Here is a 19,573-nt window from a genome sequence, read left to right on the forward strand (position 1 = left end):
TACGCCGGTCCCATGCACAGCGGTCGACCGAAGTCGGCGCTTTAGCGCCTGCTCTGGTCCATGCAGATAGTTACTGACGGCATCCTGAAACAATGATGGTCAGTGCTGGGGCGCTGTCGAGCGCTCTTGCTGTTATCGAGGCGGCCAGATGCGTGCCGATAACGCGCGCGTTCAGGCCGCAGTTGCAATGCGCGCAGCGCCAGCCGATGCGCCGGCCTTATCCGCATCCACATCGCCCCGCTCAAGCGCATCGAGCTCGGCGCGCTGCGGCAAGCCTTCCGAATCGCCGATCACCTGGATGGCCAGCGCGCCGATACGGTTGCCGCGCGCGATCGCTTGCGGCAGCGTCCTGCCTTCGAGCAACGCGCTCACCACACCGACCGCGAAGCCATCGCCCGCGCCGACCGTGTCCACGACTTTGGCGACCGGCTGACCGGCGATCACGCCGGCATCGTCGGCGGTGCGAAAGTACGCGCCCTGCGCGCCGAGCTTGATGATCACGCCGCGCGCGCCGCGCTCCAGATAGAAGTGGGCGATGTCTTCCGGCTGCGTGTAGCCGGTCAGGATCTCGCCCTCGCCGATGCCGGGCAGCACCCAGTCGGCCAACGCGGCGAGCGCGTTCAGACCTTCGACCATCGCCGCGCGCGACGGCCACAGGGTCGGGCGCAGATTCGGGTCGAACGAAATCGTCTTGCCCGCCGCGCGCATTTCACGCGCGAGATGAAACGCGAGTTCGCGCGAACTCGCCGAGATCGCCGGCGCGACGCCGGTCAGATGCAGGTGACGTGCGGGCAGCACGTAATCGGCGGCATAGTCGGCGAGCGACAGATGGCTCGCCGCCGAACCCTTGCGGAAGTATTCGACCGCCGGGTCGCTGCCATCGTCGTTTTTCGATTTCAACTGGAAACCGGTCGGATAACGCTCGTCGGTGCTGACGCAGCGCTGGTCGATGCCCTCGCGGGTCAACGTGTCGCGCACGTATTGGCCAAACGAATCGTTGCCGACGCGGCTCATCCAGCCCACCTTGAAGCCGAGCCGCGACAGACCGATCGCCACGTTCAGATCCGCGCCGGCGATGCGCTTCGTAAATTGCCCGACGCCCGCGAGCGGACCGGTTTCGGCGGCGACGAACATGGCCATCGCCTCGCCATAGGTGATGACATCGAGTGCTGCGGCTGGGGTGCTCATGCGTGGCTCCTGGGTGTTGCGGGTGTTGCGGGTGTTGCGGGTGTTGCCTTTACTACGGGTTCTGTCGACGCGGCGGCCAGCCATTCGACGTAATGCGCCGCGTCCGCCTCAAGGCGGCTTGCATCGAACGGAAACTCGATGCCGCGCGGCACATCGCGCGGCAAGCTGTCGAGCACCGCGATGAACCGGTCATCGTCTGCCTCCGGGGCGGCGGGAAAGCGCCGCGCCCCCTCGCCCACCGTCGTCTTGCAATGGATATATTCGACGTGCGGCGCGAGCAGCCGGGCGGCATCGAGCGGCGCGACACCGCGCCAGGCCCAGTTGCCGATGTCGAAAGTCATGCCGAGCAAACCGGCGCGGCCGTCGCGCGCCAGCGCATCGAAGAGGCCGGTGAATTGCGCGAGCGAGCCGCCTTCCGCCAGTTGCCCGTTCTCGACGACGAGCCGCACGTGCGAGCCATCCATTTGCGCAGCAATCGCCGCGCCGTGTGCTTCACCGGCGAAGCCGCCGAGTTGCAGCTTGACGACGCGCGCGCCGAGCGCCGCCGCTTCGTCGAGTGCGAGGCGCAGTGCGGCGGCGTCGAGCCGACCGTCCGACGCATACAGCGACGCGGGCGTCGAATACACAGCCCACATGCCCAACCCGACGATCGCCTCGCCGAGTGCGCGCAGACGCGGCGCAGCGGCGTCGGCCTCGTCGGCGAACAGCTCGCGACGCACTTCGAAACCCGCTGCGCCGGCCCGTTTGCTCGCTTGCGCCCACTTCAGATGACCGTCCGCGTGGACCGCATCCATTCCGAATGCGCTTGCGACGATCACGATGTCTACTGCTGGAATCATGTCGAATTTACCCGGTTCTGCCCGCTTAACCACGCCTGGAACCGGTTCCAGATGCGTTTTAAAAAAAAGCGCCGAGGCGCTTGCGATGCCCGAATAGTGCGCCGGGAGTCGCGGCCCGCACCATAGAGGAAATCCCCAGGCTTAGCGGGCACGGTAAGGGGTGGGCCCTACGTCAGTGGCGAGCGACTGAGGGCGAGGGACGCCGCGAGTGGGAGCGTGCATCTCCACTCGGTGTCGTGCCGGCGTGGAAGCACTCAGCCCCCGTACGCGAGACACAGCGCGAGGAACTGCTCCACCACTCGCGACGGCGCGCTCGCATACGGCACGAGAATCGACAGCCTGCGTGTCAGCGGCTCCGGGCTTAGCGACAACATGCACAACGCGCCGTTCTCGTGGCGCATCGACATCGCGGAGACGAAGCCGATGCCCATGCCGGCCCGTACCGCCTCCTTCACCCCTTCGACGCCGGCAATCTCGAGGACGACCCGCATCGGCACGCCCGCCCGCGCGAACGCGCGCTCGACGCTCTGCCGCACGCCCGAGCCCGCCTCGCGCAACACCAGCGGATACGCCCCGAAGGCTGCCAGCTCCACGCGGCCGCACGCGCCCTCCGGTGCTTCCTGCGCCGCCTGCGCGAGCGGATGCGAGCGCGGCACGATCGCGACGATCTCGTCTTCGCGCCACGCGTGCACGGCGGTGTCCGGCGGCAGATCGGCGCCGGCCGGCCCTTCGATCATCGCGATGTCGACGGAGCCGAGCGCACCGACGATCTCCGTGGTGTTGCCGTCGGCGGTATGCACGCTCACGTCCGGATAGCGGCGATGGAAATCGGCGATCAGATACGGCAGCAGGTAGCTCGCTGGCGTGGTGCTCGCGCCGATTCGCAGCGTGCCCTGTTCGAGACCGCGCAGCGCGTCGCGGTACGCGTGCGCCTGACGCCAGGTTTCGCGCAGCCGCGTCGCGTAGTTCGCCAGTTGCTCGCCGGCGGGCGTCAGCCGCACGCCGCGGCCGTCGCGCTGGTACAGCGGCTCGCCGAATTCGTCCTGCAACTGCCGCAGTTGTCCGGAAACCGCCGGTTGCGAAAGATGCAGCGCCACCGCCGCCCGGCTAATGTTGCGGTGCTCGGCGACAGCGGCGAACGTTATAAGTTGATCAGGGGTCATGGGTTTGAAATATCGGCCTATCTGATACTTCACATTCTAAATCATGATTTTTCATATCGATATATCTAATTTAGGATTAGCCCCATCGAATTCCGTCAGTCATCAAGGACTGCACTATGTCCACCACACCCGTTCCGCTTCACGCAGCGACTACCGCCGCCCCACCCGCCGCAGCGCATTCCACGCGCGGACAGCTCAATGGCGTTCTGTTCGTCGCGCTGTTCGCCGCCGCTGTGACCCGTATCGCATCGATTCCCGCGATCGCCGGCCTCGGCCTGAGCCCGCTGATCGTCGGCATCGTGGCCGGCGCCATTTACGGCAACGCGCTGCGCGACGGCATGCCCGCGAGCTGGGCGGCCGGCGTCAACTTTTCGGCGCGCAAGCTGCTGCGTATCGCGGTCGCGTTCTTCGGACTGCGCGTGAGCCTGCAGGAAATCGCCCAGGTCGGCCTGCCCGGCCTCGCGGAATCCGTGTTGATCGTGGTCAGCACGCTCGTCATCGGAACGTGGGCAGGCATGAAAATCATGAAGCTCGACCGCGATACGGCGCTCCTGACCGCCGCCGGCAGCGCGATCTGCGGCGCGGCCGCGGTGCTCGCGTTCGAGTCGACGCTGCAATCGAAGCCGCACAAGAGCGCGATGGCCGTGGGCAGCGTGGTGCTGTTCGGCACGTTGTCGATGTTCCTCTACCCGGTCCTGTTCAACGCGGGCTGGCTGCATCTCGACACGGTCGGCGCGGGTCTGTTCTTCGGCGGCACGATCCACGAGGTGGCGCAGGTGGTCGGCGCGGCCAGCAACGTGAGCCCGGAAGCGGAGCACATCGCCACCATCGTCAAGATGACGCGCGTGATGCTGCTGGTGCCGGTGCTGCTCGTGGTCGGCATGTGGGTGAACCGCTCGGCGCGCCGCGCCGCGGCGGCGGGTTCCCAGGACGGCTCGCACGAAGCTGCCCCGCGCAAGCTGGCGATTCCATGGTTCGCGCTCGGCTTCCTCGCCTGCGTCGTGATCAACTCGCTGCACGTGCTGCCGGACACCGCGACCAGCACGCTCAACACGCTCGACACCTTCGCGCTGACCATGGCCATGACGGCGCTCGGCATCGAAACGCGCATCGCGCAGATCCGTCAGGCCGGACCGCGTGCGCTGACCACCGGCCTGATCCTGTATGTCTGGCTGATTGCCGGCGGACTGGGAATTACATGGACCGTCCAGCACCTGCTCGGCTAAACCGCCCCCGCCTTCGAACCCACCCCGCCGCGCGCGGGGTTTTGCGCATTCTGGCGACCCATCGGGCGCGCTCGCGCGGCATACTGGTTGCTGGCGTCACCTGCTCCTGCAATCCGCTCATGCTGCGCGCATGAGCGACCGGAATGAGGATCAATCGATGAGCCTGGAACTTTACTATTGGGACGGCCTGCAAGGCCGCGGCGAATTCGTGCGGCTCGCGCTGGAGGAAGCCGGCGCCGACTACGTGGAAGTGGCGCGCGGCGACGAGGCGGAAGGCCTGGGCACGGGCGCGATGATGAAGTTGATGAAAAGCCGCGACGAGCCCCATCCGCCGTTCGCGCCGCCGTTTCTGAAAGACGGCGATCTGGTGATCGCACAGACCGCCAACATCCTGTTCTATCTGGGACCGCGGCTGAACCTCGCGCCGTCGGTCGACAGCCTGCGCTACGTCGCCAACGGCCTGCAACTGACGGTCGCCGACGTGGTCACCGAAGCGCACGACACGCACCATCCGCTCGCGAGCGGCCTCTACTACGAAGACCAGAAAGACGCCGCCAAAGTGCGCGCGCACGACTTCATCGACAACCGGATTCCGAAGTTCATGTCGTATTTCGAGCGCGTGCTGAAGCAGAATCCGGCCGGCGATACCTTCCTGGTCGGCGACGCGCTCAGCTACGTGGACCTGTCGATGTTCCAGCTGATCGACGGCCTGCTGTACGCGTTTCCGCGCGCGCTCAAGCGCTTCGGCGAGCACTATCCGCGGCTCGCCGCATTGCACGACGCGGTGATCGCGCGACCGAACATCGCCGCGTATCTGCAGTCGGAGCGGCGCATCGAACACAACGAGGCCTGCATCTTCCGGCACTATCCGGAACTCGACAAGGCGGCGACTTGAGCCGCGCCGCCCCCCTTCGCCCAACGACAGCAACGCGCCCGCCGTGCGCAGCGGGCGCGTTGCTGTCGCCGGGCGCGTTCCCGAATCCTTTCCCACGCCCTGTACCGTCGACGTGCTTTCATTCCTGCTGAAGCTGCGCACCCGCGCCCAAAACCTGTTCCGTCTCTCGGACGCCCACACGATGCTGGTCTGGTCGGTGGTGGTCGGCATCGCCGGCGCCTTTGCGACGATCCTGTTTCGCGAAGCCATCGCGCTGCTGCAACTGCTGGTGGCGGGCCGCGCCGGCAGCTTCGTCGAGATGGCGCGCAGCCTGCCGTGGACCGTGCGGATCTGGCTGCCGGCCGCCGGCGGTCTGATCGCCGGCTTCTTTCTGCTGATCGCGCAGCGTCACGCCGACAAATGCAATCACGTCGACTACATGGAAGCGGTCGCGATCGGCGACGGCGTGGTGCCGGTCAAGCTGAGCCTGTGGCGCAGCGTGTCGTCGCTGTTCACGATCGCGAGCGGCGGCTCGATCGGCCGCGAAGGGCCGATGGTGCAACTGGCGGCACTCGCCTCGTCGCTGATCGGACGCTGGGTGCATTTCGATCCGTCGCGGCTGCGTTTGCTGGTCGCCTGCGGCGCGGCGGCGGGGATTACCTCGGCGTACAGCGCGCCGATCGCGGGCGCGTTTTTCGTCACCGAGATCGTGCTCGGCTCGATCGCGATGGAGAGCTTCGGGCCGGTGGTGGTGTCGGCCGTGGTCGCCAATATCACGATGCGCGAATTCGCCGGCTACAAGCCGCCGTACGAGATGCCGGTGTTTCCGGCGGTGGCGGGCCTCGAAGTGCTGCTGTTCGTCGCGCTCGGCGCACTGTGCGGGCTCGCCGCGCCGCAGTTTTTGCGGCTGCTCGACGCGTCGAAGGCCGCCTTTCGCAAACTGCCGGTGCCGCTGCCCGTCAGGCTCGCGCTCGGCGGCTTCGTGGTCGGCGTCATCTCCATCTGGACACCCGAGGTGTGGGGCAACGGCTATAGCGTCGTGAACTCGATTCTGCATTCGCCGTGGACCTGGACCGCGCTCGTCCTCGTGCTGGTGTTCAAGCTCGCCGCGACCGCGGCCACGGCAGGCTCCGGCGCGGTCGGCGGGGTCTTCACGCCGACCCTGTTCGTCGGCGCGGCGGTCGGCTCGCTGTTCGGCCAGGGCATGCACGCGCTGTGGCCGCACGCGACCTCGGAGCCGTATGCGTACGCGATGGTCGGCATGGGCGCGTTCCTCGCCGGCGCGACTCAGGCGCCGCTGATGGCGATCCTGATGATCTTCGAGATGACGCTCAGCTACCAGGTCGTGCTGCCACTGATGCTCTCGTGCGTGGTCGCCTATTTCATCGCGCGTGCGATCGGCAAGACCTCGATGTACGAAATCACGTTGCACCGCAACCGCGAGGAACAGGAGCGCACGCGCCTGCGCGCCACCCAGATGCGCGAGCTGATCCGCCCCGCCGAAACCGTCGTGCTGCCGAACGCGACGGTGCAGGACATGACGCGCGTGTTCCTCGAATATCCGGTGAAGTATCTGTACGTCGCCAACGAGTCCGGCGCGTTTCTCGGCGTGGTCGCGCTCAAGGACATCACGTCCGATCTGCTCGACAAAAGCGATACGTCGGCGAAAACCGCCGCGGACTATCTGCAGCCGCACTTCGACGTGCTCACGCCGGACATGTCGCTCGGCGTCGCGCTGCAGCACTTCATGGCGTTTCAGGGCGAGCGTCTGCCGGTGGTCGAAAGCGCCGCGCATCCGAAGCTCGCCGGCGTGGTCTACAAAACCTCGCTGCTCGACGCCTATTTCCGCATGAATCCGACCCACTAGGCGGCGTCACCCCGTCCGGCGCACGGCCCGGCGGCGCCGTGCAAAGCGCCGCAAATTCTCTACAATGGGGAGATCGCTGCGGCACAAAACCGGCACGCTTTCGCCACCGATACCGCAGCGCGCGTGACGTCAGGACGGGCGCGCCGAGACGCCCGCCGTGCGATCGGAGCGAAGATGAGCGAACCGTCCCTCGATGCCGTGCGCCGCGACCAGGCAGGCTGGATCTTCCTGCATATCGAAGGCGAGCCCTACGATCGCGGCGAGCAGCACGGCCAGCTGCTCGCCGCCGAAATCCGCAACGCGATCCATACCGCCCGCTATCTCGCAAAGTGGGACACGGGCGAAGAGTTCGACACCTTCGTCGATGCCGCGAGCGCCCAGTTCGCCAGCAAGCTCGACACCGAATTTGCCGACGAAATCCAGGGCATCGCCGACGGCGCGAAGCTGCCGTTCGCCGAAGTGCTGGCGTGGAACGGCTACATGGATCTGCTGCAAAGCTGGTGGCCGAGCCACGCGGCGCGGCAGCAGCCGCAGCTCGGCGTGAAGCCGTGGCGCGGCCGGCGCGGGCACCATTGCAGCGCGTTCATCGCCACCGGCAACGCGACGCGCGACGGCCGCATCGTGATGGCGCACAACTCCTGGGACCGCTACGCGGCGGGCGACGCGTTCAACGTCGTATTCGACATCGTGCCGGACCGCGGCAACCGCATCCTGATGCAGGGCTTGCCGGGCTGCATCTCCAGCCTCACCGACTTCTGGGTCACGGCCGCCGGGCTGATGGTGACCGAAACCACGATCTCCAACTTCGTCGGCTACAACGCGGCAGGCGCACCCGAGTTCTACCGCTCGCGGCGCGCGTCGCAGTATGCGAACAGCATTGGCGAATGGTGCGAGATGTTCGCGCTCGCGAACAACGGCGGCTATGCGAACAGTTGGCTGCTCGGTGACGCGAAGACCGGCGAGATCGCGCGTTACGAACTGGGGCTGCACTATTCGGGCTTCGAGACCACGAAGGATGGTTTCTACAGCGGCTATAACACGGCGACCGACCTCAAGATTCGCAATCAGGAATGCATCGGCGAAGGCGAGGACTACACGGACGTGCGCAAGAACGGCGCGCGGCGCTTGCGTTTCATGCAGCTCGAGGAAATGCATCGCGGCAGGATCGACGTGGAACTCGCCAAGGAGATGATCGCCGATCATCACGACGTCTATCTCGACCGCAACGACAACCCCTGCTCGCGCACCATCTGCGGCCATCTGGAACTGGATGACGCGCGATTTGGCGGCACCGATCATGGGCCGTTCAATCCCTGGGGGGCCAACGACGGCAAGGTGGTCGATAGCGAGATGGCACGCGCGATGGCGTTCACCGCACGCTGGGGTCATCCGTGCGGACGGCCGTTCGACGCGCAGGCGTTCATGAAGCGGCATCCGCAGTGGAACTGGCTGAACGGGTATATGCGCGACCGGCCGTCGTGGCCGTGGACGCGGTTTGATGTGTTGCGATAGGGGTATGCCGACGGGGGCGCGGGTCTGCGGCGAGGCGCTGCGCCGAGCCCGCCGAGCCGCTCCGCACCACACTTCCCCGCCAGAGGCCCCACCCAGCCGGACACCCCGCCGTCATTGCGTTCGTGCGATCATCTCCAAACAGCAATACCGTTTTGTCGCAAATGTCCGCGCGTTGCAGTATTTGCCATCTAAGATGGTAGGTAGATGCAGGTCGCGCATCGCAGTGCCGCGTGTAGCTTGCGCCGTCCTTTCGACGCGGGGACGGCACAGCGTTTGCTTGATTGTCAGCGCCGCATGAGCTTAGGAGGTCGGGCGATGAAAACCTCGACACTGTTGATCATGGTGACGCTGTCCGCCTCGTGTTTTGCCGCGCCGGTTCATACCGCCGTCGACAGCACGAATGCGAGTAGCCTTGCCGAACGCGCCAACGCCGCACCGGTCGCCCCCGCAGCGCCGGATGTCGCCGCCATCGACAATAACCGGCCGCAGCAATGGCAGCACATCGCGCTGCCGAAGTCTCGACATCTGGATCGTAGCGTCATGGGGAAGAACGAGCATTTGCAGACCTGACGGCGGCCGGTGTCCTGGCGACGCCGCGCTCGCGACGTCGTGGTCATGGGCGCTTGTGTGTCGCGGCGGTTGTCGTGAACCCTTCGTTAGCCTTTCATGCGCCGCGCGGTGCAGGTCATGAGCGTGCACGACTTAAATGGCTGGCGGCGCCGAACGGGCCGGTTCTTTTGTGCCTTTGCTGTCCCGCGCCTGCGTCAGCGCCAACACTCCCAACAACTGATTCCAATCGCGTTCTCACAGGAGCATTTGCATGACTGCCTCGGCTATCCCCGGTGAATCGATCGACCTGCAGATCACCGACCTTCTCAGCGAAGTCCATTTCCCGACCAATAAGGACGCGCTGGTCGACGCCGCACGCGAAGCCGGCGCGAGCAACGAAGTGCTGTCTATGCTCGATGGAATGCCGGAGCAGGATTACGCGGACATTGCGTCCGTCACGCGTCTGATCAGCGGCAATTACGGTCCGGGGCTGGGGGCTTAAGCGGGCGGCGGGGCGCCGCGCCCGACCCAAGCCGCAGTCACCCTCAAACCTGCGACGCCGCCACGACCCGCGTGCGTACCGCCTTGGGTACGCGGCGCGCCACCTCGCGCGGCAACGCCACTTCATTCCTCTCGGCGGACACGCCAGCAACGGCGTTCGCCATCGTCACGATCCGCGCATCCCGCGCGTGATCACCGGCCTGCTGGTAATGCTCGACGAGGTGATCGATAAACGTACGCACCTTTGCCGGCAGATGCAGCCGGCTCGGATAGGCAATCGTGATCTCGACCTGCGGCAAACGGTAATCGCCAAGCAGCGGCACCAGTCGCCCGCACGCCAGATCCCGGCCGATCAGATAGCTCGGCAGAATCGCCACCCCCATGCCCAGCAGCGCGAATTGCCGGAGCATCTCGCTATTGTTCGCGGCGATCGCGTTGACCGGCCTGACCCGGACTTCACCGTCCGGTCCGCTGAACACGCGCTCCTCGCCGCCCTGCTCGGACGGCCGGCTCAAGCACGGATGCTTCAGCAGATGCTCGGGACGCGTCGGCGTGCCGTGCTGCGCCAGATAGGCGGGTGTTGCGCAGACCGTCATATAGCCGGTCGTCAGGCGCCGTGTGACGATGCTCGCGCTACGCATGTGCCGCGCGGCCAGGATGCCGACGTCGAAGCCCTCCTCGACCAGGTCGACATGACGATCCGCGAGCGTGACATCCGGCACGACCGCCGGATAGCGCGCCGCGTACGACTGCACGACCGGGGCCAGGCTATTCAGCCCGAACACCACCGGCGCGACGATGCGCAAGGTGCCGACGGGTTCGTGATTGCGCGCCACCACCATCTGCTCGACGCCTTCGAGGTCGTCGAGAATGTGGCGCACGCGTTCGAGGTAAGTCCTGCCGGACTCGGTGAGCGACAACCGGCGCGTGGTGCGATTGAGCAGCCGCGTGCCGAGACGCGCTTCCAGATCGGCCACGTGCCGGGTGACCACCGCGGTAGAAAGATCCAGCGCGCCGGCCGCACCGACGAAGCTGCCGAGGTCCGCCACTTTGACGAACACGCGCATCGACTGCAGTTGATTCATGGGACGACTCCTGCCTCGGTAAAGCCGGGCCGGCGCAACCTCGCCGCCGTTGAATACCCGTGCGGCAAGGCGCGCGCGGGTTTGCCCAACGAACCGATTGTATCGGTCTGATCATGTCCCAACCCTGACCTGAACATGACATTCCAGACAGATTGGCGAGGCCCCCATGACACTGTTTCAGCGATTGTTGCAGATTTAAACTAGGTATAAACCCTTAGGTGCTGGTAACATAGCGGCCGAAAGGAAATTACCGCCATGCCACATCGTTTTCAGCTTTTCGAAAAAATCGCGTTTTCACTGGTCTGCTGGTCCGCAGCGGCCTGCTCGGCTTTCATCGCCTACGAGCGCTGCCCGGACATCAAGGTGGTCCTGCATGCCGGCGCGCAAGTGCTGCGCTATAGCGGCGAGTACTCGTTCGCCTGCGCGGCGCCCGACCCCGACATCTGTGCGCCCCTGCCGAACAACTAAGTCTGATTCGCCGCGAGCGCGGCCTCTGAATACAGCAGATACGCGCGCGGTCGTCTGAATTCTCCCGCACCCGCGCTCAACAGTGCCGCGCGTAGCGGTGCGACCACCTGAGCGGGCCTGCCCGCTTCCCCTGTAGCGCGCAAGCCGTGCGGCTCACGCGTCGCGCCCGAACACCACGCGCGAAAAAAATCCCGCCAGCACCGCTTCGGCCATCTCCGTCGGCACGTTCTGCGGATCGACCGTGTAGAAGAACTGCACGCCGTCGCACAAGCCCATCAAACCGATCGCGAGCGCTTCCGGCTCCATCAGCATAGGCGTGCCGACACGCGCCGAAAATTCGCGGATATAGGCGCTCAGCTGCTCGACCTTCTCGTGCATGAACGCATTGAAGCGCAGCCGGAAGCGGCCATCGCGCACCGCGAGCAGCTTCGCCTCCACCCACAGCAGGAAACACTTGTTCTCGCGATGCAGGCTGCTGTAGTAACGCAGCACGCGCGCTTCCATCTCCTCACGTGACGCCGCGCTCGCGAAGATGGCCTGCAAGCCCGCCTGCATCGCTTCGTGATCGCGCCGCAGCAGTTCGAGAAATAGTTCGCTCTTGCTGCTGAAGTTCGAATAGAACGCGCCGCGCGTATAGCCGGCCGCGGCCGCGATATCCTCGACGCTCGCCGCGACAAAGCCCTTTTTCATGAAAATCGCTTGCGCGGCATCGAGCAGACGCTCGCGCGTCTGGTCCTTGCTTTGCTCACGTGTCAGTCGTTGCCGTTTCATGGCCGCCAGTCTAGCACCGAAAAGAATTCAAATTCACTCCAACATTCAAATACATGAGTGTATTAGAATGCATGTCACCATTCGAAGTCAGATGCGTATGCCGATTGCATGAACCGGGCTGCGCGTCTTCGCTGGCGGGCCGCTGCGGCTTGCCGTGTTCGTTCGCTGTCTCCAGTTGGGGTAATTGTGAAGCGTCCCGGTTCTCCCGCATCGTCGACGATGCGCCAGCAGTCCCCTCGGCCCATGCGCCGCGCAGCCGGCGCCGTGGCGCTGGCCGCCGCGCTTACGCTGGCGGCGTGCTCGAAGAAAGAAGCAGCGGCCCCCGCGCCGCGTCCCGTGGTGGCGCTCGCCGTGCAGGCGGACGGCAATGCGATGCCGGCAGCGTCCCTGCCCGGTGAAGTGCAGTCGCGCTATTCGACGCCGCTGTCGTTTCGCGTCGGTGGCAAGATCATCGAGCGGCGGGTGCGCCTCGGCGACGCCGTGAAGAGCGGCCAGATCGTCGCCCTGCTCGACCCGGCCGATGCGCAAAAGAACGCGGCCAGCGCGCAGGCGCAACTCGAAGCCGCGCAGCACGGGCTCGTGTTCGCGAAGCAGCAGCTCGATCGCGACCAGGCGCAGGCGAAGGAAAACCTGATCGCGCCGGCACAGCTCGAACAGACCACCAATGCCTACGCGTCCGCGCTCGCGCAGCGCGACCAGACCGCGCAACAGGCCGCGCTGGCGAAGAACCAGTTGCAATACACCACGCTGGTCGCCGCTCACGCGGGCGTCATCACGGCGGAACAGGCCGACACCGGGCAGAACGTATCCGCGGGCCAGGCCGTCTACAACCTCGCATGGAGCGGCGACATCGACGTGCTTTGCGACGTGCCGGAAAGCGCGCTGGCGGGGTTCGCGGTCGGACAAAGCGCCAACGTCACGCTCGCCGCGCTGCCGGGGCGCAAATTCACGGCGCGCGTGCGCGAACTCTCGCCCGCCGCCGATTCGCAAAGCCGCACGTGGCGCGCGCGGCTCACGCTCGACAATCCGGGCCCGGACGTGCGCCTCGGCATGACCGCCGATGTCGCGCCGCAAGCCTCGTCGCAGGCGAACGGCGCGGCGCGGCAAACCGGGTTCTTCACGCTGCCCGTCACCGCGCTGTTCCACGAAGGCCGCGAGCCGGCCGTGTGGGTCGTGCGCAGCGCCGACAACGCGCTCGAACTGCGCCGTGTAACGGTGACGCGCTATACCGAGCGCACCGTCGTGATCGGCCAGGGGCTCAAGGACGGCGAGCGCGTCGTGCTGCAAGGCGTGCATACCGTGACCGCCGGCGAAAAGGTCCGCGTGATCGCGCCGCTGCATCCCGAGGACTTCGCTTCATGAGCACGGCCCATGAACATGAAGAAGGACGCTTCAACCTGTCCGCCTGGGCGCTGCGTCATCAGGCGCTGGTCGTTTTTCTGATCGCGCTCGCCACCGCGTTCGGCATCCTCGCCTATACACGGCTCGCGCAGTCCGAAGACCCGCCGTTCACGTTCCGCGTGATGGTGATCCGCACCTTCTGGCCCGGCGCCACCGCGCGGCAGGTGCAGGAACAGGTGACCGACCGCATCGGCCGCAAGTTGCAGGAGACGCCCGCGGTCGATTTCATCCGCAGCTATTCGCGCCCCGGCGAGTCGCTGATGTTCTTCACGATGAAAGACTCGGCGCCCGTTCGCGACGTGCCCGAGACCTGGTATCAGGTGCGCAAGAAAGTCGGCGACATCGCAGCGACCTTGCCTCAAGGCATACAAGGGCCGTTCTTCAACGACGAATTCGGCGACGTCTACACCAACATCTACACGCTCGAAGGCGACGGCTTCTCCGCCGCACAACTGCACGATTACGCGGACCAGTTGCGCACGGTGCTGCTGCGCGTGCCGGGCGTCGGCAAGGTCGATTACTTCGGCGACCCCGACCAGCACATCTACATCGAGATCGCCAACACGCAGCTCACGCGCCTGGGCATCTCGCCGCAGCAGCTCGGCCAGGCGATCAACGCGCAGAACAGCGTCGCGCCGTCGGGCACGCTGACCACCGCCGACGACCGCGTGTTCGTGCGCCCCAACGGCCAGTTCAAGGACGTCGCCGCGCTCGCCGACACCCTGATCCGCATCAACAACCGCACCTTCCGTCTCGGCGACATCGCGACGATCAAGCGCGGCTACGACGATCCGGTCGTCACGCAAATGCGCTTCGGCGGCAAGGCGGTGCTCGGCATCGGCGTGACGATGCAGCCGGGCGGCGACGTGATCCGCCTCGGCAAAGCGCTCGATCAACAGATGGCGCAGTTGCGTCAAGCTTTGCCCGCCGGCCTGCAACTCGTCGAAGTGTCGAGCATGCCGCACGCGGTCGCGCGCTCGGTCGACGACTTCCTCGAAGCCGTCGCCGAAGCCGTCGCGATCGTGCTGGTGGTGAGCCTCGTGTCGCTCGGCGTGCGCACCGGCATGGTGGTCGTGATCTCGATTCCGGTGGTGCTCGCCGTCACGGCGCTGTGCATGTATCTGTTCGACATCGGTTTGCACAAGGTGTCGCTCGGCACGCTGGTGCTCGCGCTGGGGCTCCTCGTGGACGACGCGATCATCGCGGTCGAGATGATGTCGGTGAAGCTGGAGCAAGGCTGGAATCGCACGCGCGCGGCGGCCTTCGCCTACACCAGCACCGCGTTTCCGATGCTGACCGGCACGCTCGTGACCGTCTCCGGTTTCCTGCCGATCGCGCTGGCGAAATCGAGCACCGGCGAATACACGCGCTCGATCTTCGAAGTCTCGGCGATCGCGCTGATCGCGTCGTGGCTCGCGGCGGTCGTGCTGATTCCGCTGCTCGGCTATCACCTGCTGCCCGAGCGCAAACGCCAGGCGCACGAAGCGGAAGACCACGAGCACGACATCTACGACACGCGCTTCTACAAGCGTCTGCGTGGCTGGATCGGCTGGTGCATCGAGCGGCGCTTCGTCGTACTGGCGATCACCGTCGTGCTGTTCGTACTTGCGATGGCGGGCTTCACGCTGGTGCCGCAGCAGTTCTTCCCGAGCTCGGACCGCCCCGAGTTGCTGGTGGACGTGCGCCTGCCCGAAGGCGCGTCGTTCGAGGCGACGTTGCGCCAGGCGCAGCGGCTCGAAAAAGCGCTGGTGGGCCGCCCGGAAATCGATCATACGGTGAGCTTCGTCGGCACCGGCGCGCCGCGCTTCTATCTGCCGCTCGATCAGCAATTGCCGCAGCCCAATTTCGCGCAGTTCGTGATCACGGCGAAGTCGGTGAAGGATCGCGAGAAGCTCGCACAGTGGCTCGAACCGGAACTGCGCAACAACTTTCCGGCAATCCGCACGCGCCTGTCGCGCCTCGAGAACGGGCCGCCGGTCGGCTATCCGGTGCAGTTCCGCGTAAGCGGCGACGACATCGCGACCGTGCGCTCGATCGCCGAGCGCGTCGCCGCCACCATGCGCGCCGATCGCGGCACCCGCAACGTCCAGTTCGATTGGGACGAGCCGGCCGAGCGCTCGGTGCGTTTCGAGGTCGATCAGAAACGGGCGCGCGAACTCGGCGTGAGCTCCGAAGACATTTCGAGCTTCCTCGCGATGACGCTTTCCGGCTACACGGTCACGCAGTATCGCGAGCGCGACAAGCTGATCAGCGTCGATCTGCGCGCGCCGCGCGCGGAACGTGTCGACCCGTCGCAACTCGTCGCGCTGGCGATGCCCACGCCGAACGGCCCCGTGCCGCTCGGCACGCTCGGCCATCTGCGCAACGATCTGGAGTACGGCGTGATCTGGGAGCGCGACCGTCAGCCGACCATCACGGTGCAGTCCGATGTGTCGCCGGGCGCGCAAGGCATCGACGTCACGCACTCGGTGGACCGCGCGCTCGCGCCGATTCGCGCGACGCTGCCGGTCGGCTACCGGATCGAAGTCGGCGGCTCGGTCGAGGAAAGCGGCAAAGGCCAGGCATCGATCAATGCGCAGATTCCGATCATGGTGATTGCCGTGCTGACTCTGCTGATGATCCAGTTGCAGAGCTTCGCGCGTGTGCTGATGGTCGTGCTGACCGCGCCGCTCGGCCTGATCGGCGTGGTGCTCACGCTGCTGCTGTTCGGCCAGCCGTTCGGCTTCGTCGCGATGCTCGGCGTGATCGCGATGTTCGGCATCATCATGCGCAACTCGGTGATTCTGGTCGATCAGATCGAGCAGGACATCGCGTCGGGGCACAAGCGCTTCGACGCAATCGTCGGCGCGACCGTGCGGCGTTTCCGGCCGATCACGCTGACCGCGGCCGCCGCCGTGCTCGCGCTGATTCCGCTGTTGCGCTCGAACTTCTTCGGCCCGATGGCGACCGCGCTGATGGGCGGCATCACGAGCGCGACCATCCTCACGCTGTTCTATCTGCCCGCGCTGTACGCCGCATCGTTCAGGGTACGCGGCGACGAGCGCGAGCCGCAGACGCCGTCCGGTGCGACGCATACGGGGAATTGAGCATGGCTACTCTGACACTCTCCCGCTATCCGCGCCTCGGTGCGCTCGGCCTCGCCGCCTGCGCGCTCGCCGCCTGCTCGTTCGGGCCGAGCGGCGAGCCGCCCGCGATGCCGCAGCCGGCGCACTACGGCGCCGAGGCGCAACCGGCGCAGACGGCGCCCGCGCAAGGCGTCACGCAGCAGTTCGTGGTTGGCGCGCAGGCGGTGCCCGAATGGTGGAAGCTGTATCGATCGGACGCGTTGGACGCGCTGGTCGACGAAGGCTTGCGTAACAGCCCCACGCTCGCCGCGACCGACAAGAGTCTCGCCGCCGCGCGCGAGCAGTTGCGCGCGCAGGTCGGCAGTTCGATGCTGCCGACCATCGACGCGGGCGGCCAGGCGACCCGCAATCGCGCGCTGGCGATTCCCGAGATCGGCCCCAACACGTTTCTGTACAACGTCTTCGTCGGGCAACTGCAGGCGCACTACACCTTCGACCTGTTCGGCGCCGCGCGTCTGGCCGATGCGGCGCTTGCCGCTCGCGTGAACGTGCAGGCCTATCAGTTCGACGCCGCGCGCCGTGCGCTGGCCGCCAACATCGTCACGGCGACGATCACCAGCGCCGCCCTGCATGCGCAGATCGATACCACCGAACGGCTCGTGACGCTCGCCAACGATCAGGCGCGCGACACCCAGCGGCGCTATGCGCTCGGCGCGGTCTCGCACGCGGATCTGCTGAGCGCGCAGCAGAGCGCGGCGAGTCTGGCGGCGAGCTTGCCGGGTTTGAAGCAGCAATGGCTGAGCACGCGTCACGCGTTGGCCGTGCTGCTCGGCCGCACGCCGGACGCGGCGCCGGACGACCTCGATCTCGCGCGGCTGCATCTGCCCGGGCAGGTGCCGGTCGTGGTGCCCTCGGAGCTGTTGCGCTCCCGGCCCGACATTCAGGCCGCCGACGCCGCGGTGAAAGCCGCGGCGGCCGACGTCGGCGTCGCGACGGCACAGATGTTCCCGAGCCTGTCGCTGAGCGCGTCGATGGGACAAGGCGGGTTTAGCTGGCCTGTGGCGCTGTCCGGCGCGGGGGCGATATGGAGCATTGGCGCGTCGTTGTCGCAGCCGCTCTTCCATGGCGGCGCACTGCTGGCGCAGCGCCGCGCAGCGCAGGCCACGTATGACGCCACTCTCTCGCAGTACAAGCAGACGGTGCTGGCCGCGTTCCAGAACGTCGCCGATACGCTCGCCGCGTTGGAGCACGACGCGCAGGCGCTGGACTCGGCGAATGTCGCCGCGCGTTCGGCGCAGGGTATTTTCGAAGAGACGTCGGGACGCTACCGGCTGGGCGCGTTGCCTATTGCATCGACGCGCTCGAGCGAGCAGCAGTTTCGCAACGCACAGCTCGACGAGATCCGCTATACGAGCGCTCGTTTGACGGATACGGCGGCGTTGTTTCAGGCGATGGGCAATCCGCCGGTCGAGGCGGCGGCTGCTGCCGCAGCGTCCTCAACGTCGGCTGCGAATGCGGGCGTGCCGAACTAAACCTGGGATTCCGTACGGTCAAGCCGCGAAGTTATCCCCAGTTTATGTTGAAGAGGCTGTTGAAAACTATCTGACAAGCAGGCTAACACGTTGAATGCGCTGGGATTTGTGGGAGCGGTAAGGAATGAACCAGTGGGCGTTGGGCACTGGCATTTTCTGGCGATGAGGCAGTCGGGATGCCTCAACGTTATCCCCAGTTTATGTTGACAGGGCTGTTGATAACCTTTGGGCCGCACGCTTAAGTGCTTGAAGCGAATCGGTTTGTCAAACGCGTCGCGGGTGGATGCAACACCATGCGGGGGCGTTTGCCCTCGCGACACCGGTCGAGTCGCCGGATCGCAGCGGCGCCGGCACCGCGCCCGGCTTCGGCCACCCCTTCAATAAACCCCCGCCTCTCCCGCCGGCCGGTTCTTGAACCGCTTATGCACCCAATAATATTGATCAGGAATCCGTTTTACCTGTGTCTCGAGAAACTCGGTGATCCGCCGCGCATCGACCGACACATCATCGGACGGAAAATTGCTTAGCGCATCGAAAATGGTCAGCTTGTAGCCACGGTAATCCGGCAGCACCTCGGTCACAAACGGCACGACCCGCGCATTGCCCGCGCGCGCCATCCGCGATACCGACGTCAGCGTGCAGGCCGGTACGCCGAAAAACGGCACGAATACCGAATCGCGCAAGCCGAAATCCATATCGGCGGCGAGCATCACCGGCCGGCCTTCGCGCAACGCGCGCAGCGCTCGCCTCACGCTGTCGCTGCGCGGAATCATCTCCGTGCCGAAGCGGCCGCGCTGCCGCTTGGCCATCGCGTCGAGCAGCAGGTTCGACATCGGCGTATAGAGCGAGGCGACCGGATGGCGCGTCGAATACATCATGCAGCCCGCCTCGATGCCGACGAAATGGAAGCCGACAAAAATGGTCGGCTGCGACGAGACCTCCGCGAGATCGATCGCACTATCCACTTCGACGAGGCGCGCGAGCGCCTGCGCGTTGCCGAACCATTGCGGCCCACGCTCGACGTAGCTGCGGATCACGTGGCAAAAGTGCGCGCGCGCCAGACGTTCGCGCGCTTCGTCGCTCATGTCCGGGAAGCACAGCTTCAGATTGGTGTGCACGACGCGCCGGCGCGTGCTCGGAATCCGATACAGCAACGCGCCGATGCCGGTGCCGATTCGCGCGACCACCCCATAGGGCAGGAAGGCGAACATGCGCAGCAGGCCCGTCGTCAGACAGATGAGAATTCGACTTTTCACAAGGCGGGGACCCAGTGGATGCTGGATGACGAACACAGCGGCCGCGGCAACCTCGGGGTCGCCAACGATCGACGTGACATGCGCGCGCGTCAAACCGGGTCTCGCGCTGCGCTTTGAAGGGGGACGTCTCGCTCGCGGCGGACGTTGCGGTGTGGTGCTGTGCTGTGGTGCGGTGCGGTGCGTTAGCGCTGGTAAAAAGCACCAGAAGCGTGATTAAAACATACTGCCGACCACGCACACAGAATTGGTTGGAAAGAACGGCAGGAAGGCGTCCGG

General features: G+C 66.0%; 16 protein-coding genes. 10 read left to right on the plus strand and 6 right to left on the minus strand.

The features are described from left to right. Positions 1-171: 171 nt before the first annotated feature. From ACZ9H4_RS20105 to ACZ9H4_RS20115, 3 genes are all read right to left on the minus strand, one after another. Positions 172-1,188, minus strand: coding sequence for a sugar kinase (locus ACZ9H4_RS20105; RefSeq protein ID WP_408326239.1), 1,017 nt, complete (start codon positions 1,186-1,188; stop codon positions 172-174). Further along, a complete protein-coding gene (locus ACZ9H4_RS20110; RefSeq protein WP_476120495.1) occupies positions 1,185-2,027 on the minus strand; it encodes a TIM barrel protein in 843 nt (280 codons plus the stop codon). The genes ACZ9H4_RS20105 and ACZ9H4_RS20110 overlap by 4 nt, the downstream gene beginning before the upstream one ends. A 254-nt stretch (positions 2,028-2,281) precedes the next feature. Beyond that, the gene (locus tag ACZ9H4_RS20115) at positions 2,282-3,190 is read right to left on the minus strand and encodes a LysR family transcriptional regulator (protein ID WP_476120497.1); all 909 of its coding nucleotides are present in this window, start codon (positions 3,188-3,190) and stop codon (positions 2,282-2,284) included. A gap of 116 nt (positions 3,191-3,306) precedes the next feature. Here ACZ9H4_RS20115 and ACZ9H4_RS20120 point away from each other — a divergent pair, with 116 nt between their 5' ends. From ACZ9H4_RS20120 to ACZ9H4_RS20145, 6 genes are all read left to right on the plus strand, one after another. Then, a complete protein-coding gene (locus ACZ9H4_RS20120; RefSeq protein ID WP_408143810.1) occupies positions 3,307-4,416 on the plus strand; it encodes a YeiH family protein in 1,110 nt (369 codons plus the stop codon). A gap of 157 nt (positions 4,417-4,573) precedes the next feature. Beyond that, positions 4,574-5,311: a glutathione S-transferase gene (locus ACZ9H4_RS20125; RefSeq protein WP_408143812.1), complete on the plus strand. Its 738-nt coding sequence runs from the start codon at positions 4,574-4,576 to the stop codon at positions 5,309-5,311. A gap of 112 nt (positions 5,312-5,423) precedes the next feature. Continuing rightward, entirely contained in the window at positions 5,424-7,157 is a 1,734-nt protein-coding gene (locus ACZ9H4_RS20130) for a ClcB-like voltage-gated chloride channel protein (RefSeq protein ID WP_408143814.1), read from the plus strand. A 174-nt stretch (positions 7,158-7,331) separates the two neighbouring features. Then, positions 7,332-8,669: a C45 family autoproteolytic acyltransferase/hydolase gene (locus ACZ9H4_RS20135; protein ID WP_476120500.1), complete on the plus strand. Its 1,338-nt coding sequence runs from the start codon at positions 7,332-7,334 to the stop codon at positions 8,667-8,669. A 315-nt stretch (positions 8,670-8,984) separates the two neighbouring features. Then, positions 8,985-9,239: a hypothetical protein gene (locus ACZ9H4_RS20140; protein ID WP_408143818.1), complete on the plus strand. Its 255-nt coding sequence runs from the start codon at positions 8,985-8,987 to the stop codon at positions 9,237-9,239. Positions 9,240-9,489: 250 nt separating this feature from the next. After that, positions 9,490-9,720: a DUF2795 domain-containing protein gene (locus ACZ9H4_RS20145; RefSeq protein WP_408153735.1), complete on the plus strand. Its 231-nt coding sequence runs from the start codon at positions 9,490-9,492 to the stop codon at positions 9,718-9,720. A 43-nt stretch (positions 9,721-9,763) separates the two neighbouring features. Here the strand turns inward: ACZ9H4_RS20145 and ACZ9H4_RS20150 are convergent, their stop codons facing one another. Next, complete coding sequence (locus ACZ9H4_RS20150; protein WP_476120503.1) at positions 9,764-10,804, minus strand: LysR family transcriptional regulator; 1,041 nt, start codon at positions 10,802-10,804, stop codon at positions 9,764-9,766. A 255-nt stretch (positions 10,805-11,059) separates the two neighbouring features. Between ACZ9H4_RS20150 and ACZ9H4_RS20155 the strand changes: the two genes are divergently transcribed. Next, a complete protein-coding gene (locus tag ACZ9H4_RS20155; protein ID WP_121317873.1) occupies positions 11,060-11,272 on the plus strand; it encodes a hypothetical protein in 213 nt (70 codons plus the stop codon). Between the two features lie 153 nt (positions 11,273-11,425). Here ACZ9H4_RS20155 and ACZ9H4_RS20160 read toward each other — a convergent pair whose 3' ends face one another. Next, a complete protein-coding gene (locus tag ACZ9H4_RS20160) occupies positions 11,426-12,043 on the minus strand; it encodes a TetR/AcrR family transcriptional regulator (protein WP_408143824.1) in 618 nt (205 codons plus the stop codon). Positions 12,044-12,262: 219 nt separating this feature from the next. On the opposite strand from ACZ9H4_RS20160, the gene ACZ9H4_RS20165 reads away from it, so the two are divergent. The 3 genes from ACZ9H4_RS20165 to ACZ9H4_RS20175 are packed head-to-tail and all read left to right on the plus strand — an operon-like array spanning position 12,263 to position 18,041. After that, on the plus strand, positions 12,263-13,405 hold the full coding sequence (locus ACZ9H4_RS20165) for an efflux RND transporter periplasmic adaptor subunit (protein ID WP_408143825.1): 1,143 nt from the start codon (positions 12,263-12,265) through the stop codon (positions 13,403-13,405). Continuing rightward, on the plus strand, positions 13,402-16,530 hold the full coding sequence (locus tag ACZ9H4_RS20170) for an efflux RND transporter permease subunit (RefSeq protein WP_408326253.1): 3,129 nt from the start codon (positions 13,402-13,404) through the stop codon (positions 16,528-16,530). The genes ACZ9H4_RS20165 and ACZ9H4_RS20170 overlap by 4 nt, the downstream gene beginning before the upstream one ends. Before the next feature lie 2 nt (positions 16,531-16,532). Next, complete coding sequence (locus ACZ9H4_RS20175; protein WP_476120507.1) at positions 16,533-18,041, plus strand: efflux transporter outer membrane subunit; 1,509 nt, start codon at positions 16,533-16,535, stop codon at positions 18,039-18,041. Between the two features lie 377 nt (positions 18,042-18,418). Here ACZ9H4_RS20175 and ACZ9H4_RS20180 read toward each other — a convergent pair whose 3' ends face one another. Next, the gene (locus tag ACZ9H4_RS20180) at positions 18,419-19,297 is read right to left on the minus strand and encodes a lipid A biosynthesis lauroyl acyltransferase (protein ID WP_459252113.1); all 879 of its coding nucleotides are present in this window, start codon (positions 19,295-19,297) and stop codon (positions 18,419-18,421) included. Between the last annotated feature and the right edge of the window lie 276 nt (positions 19,298-19,573).

This window comes from Paraburkholderia sp. TE9906, assembly GCF_056279605.1.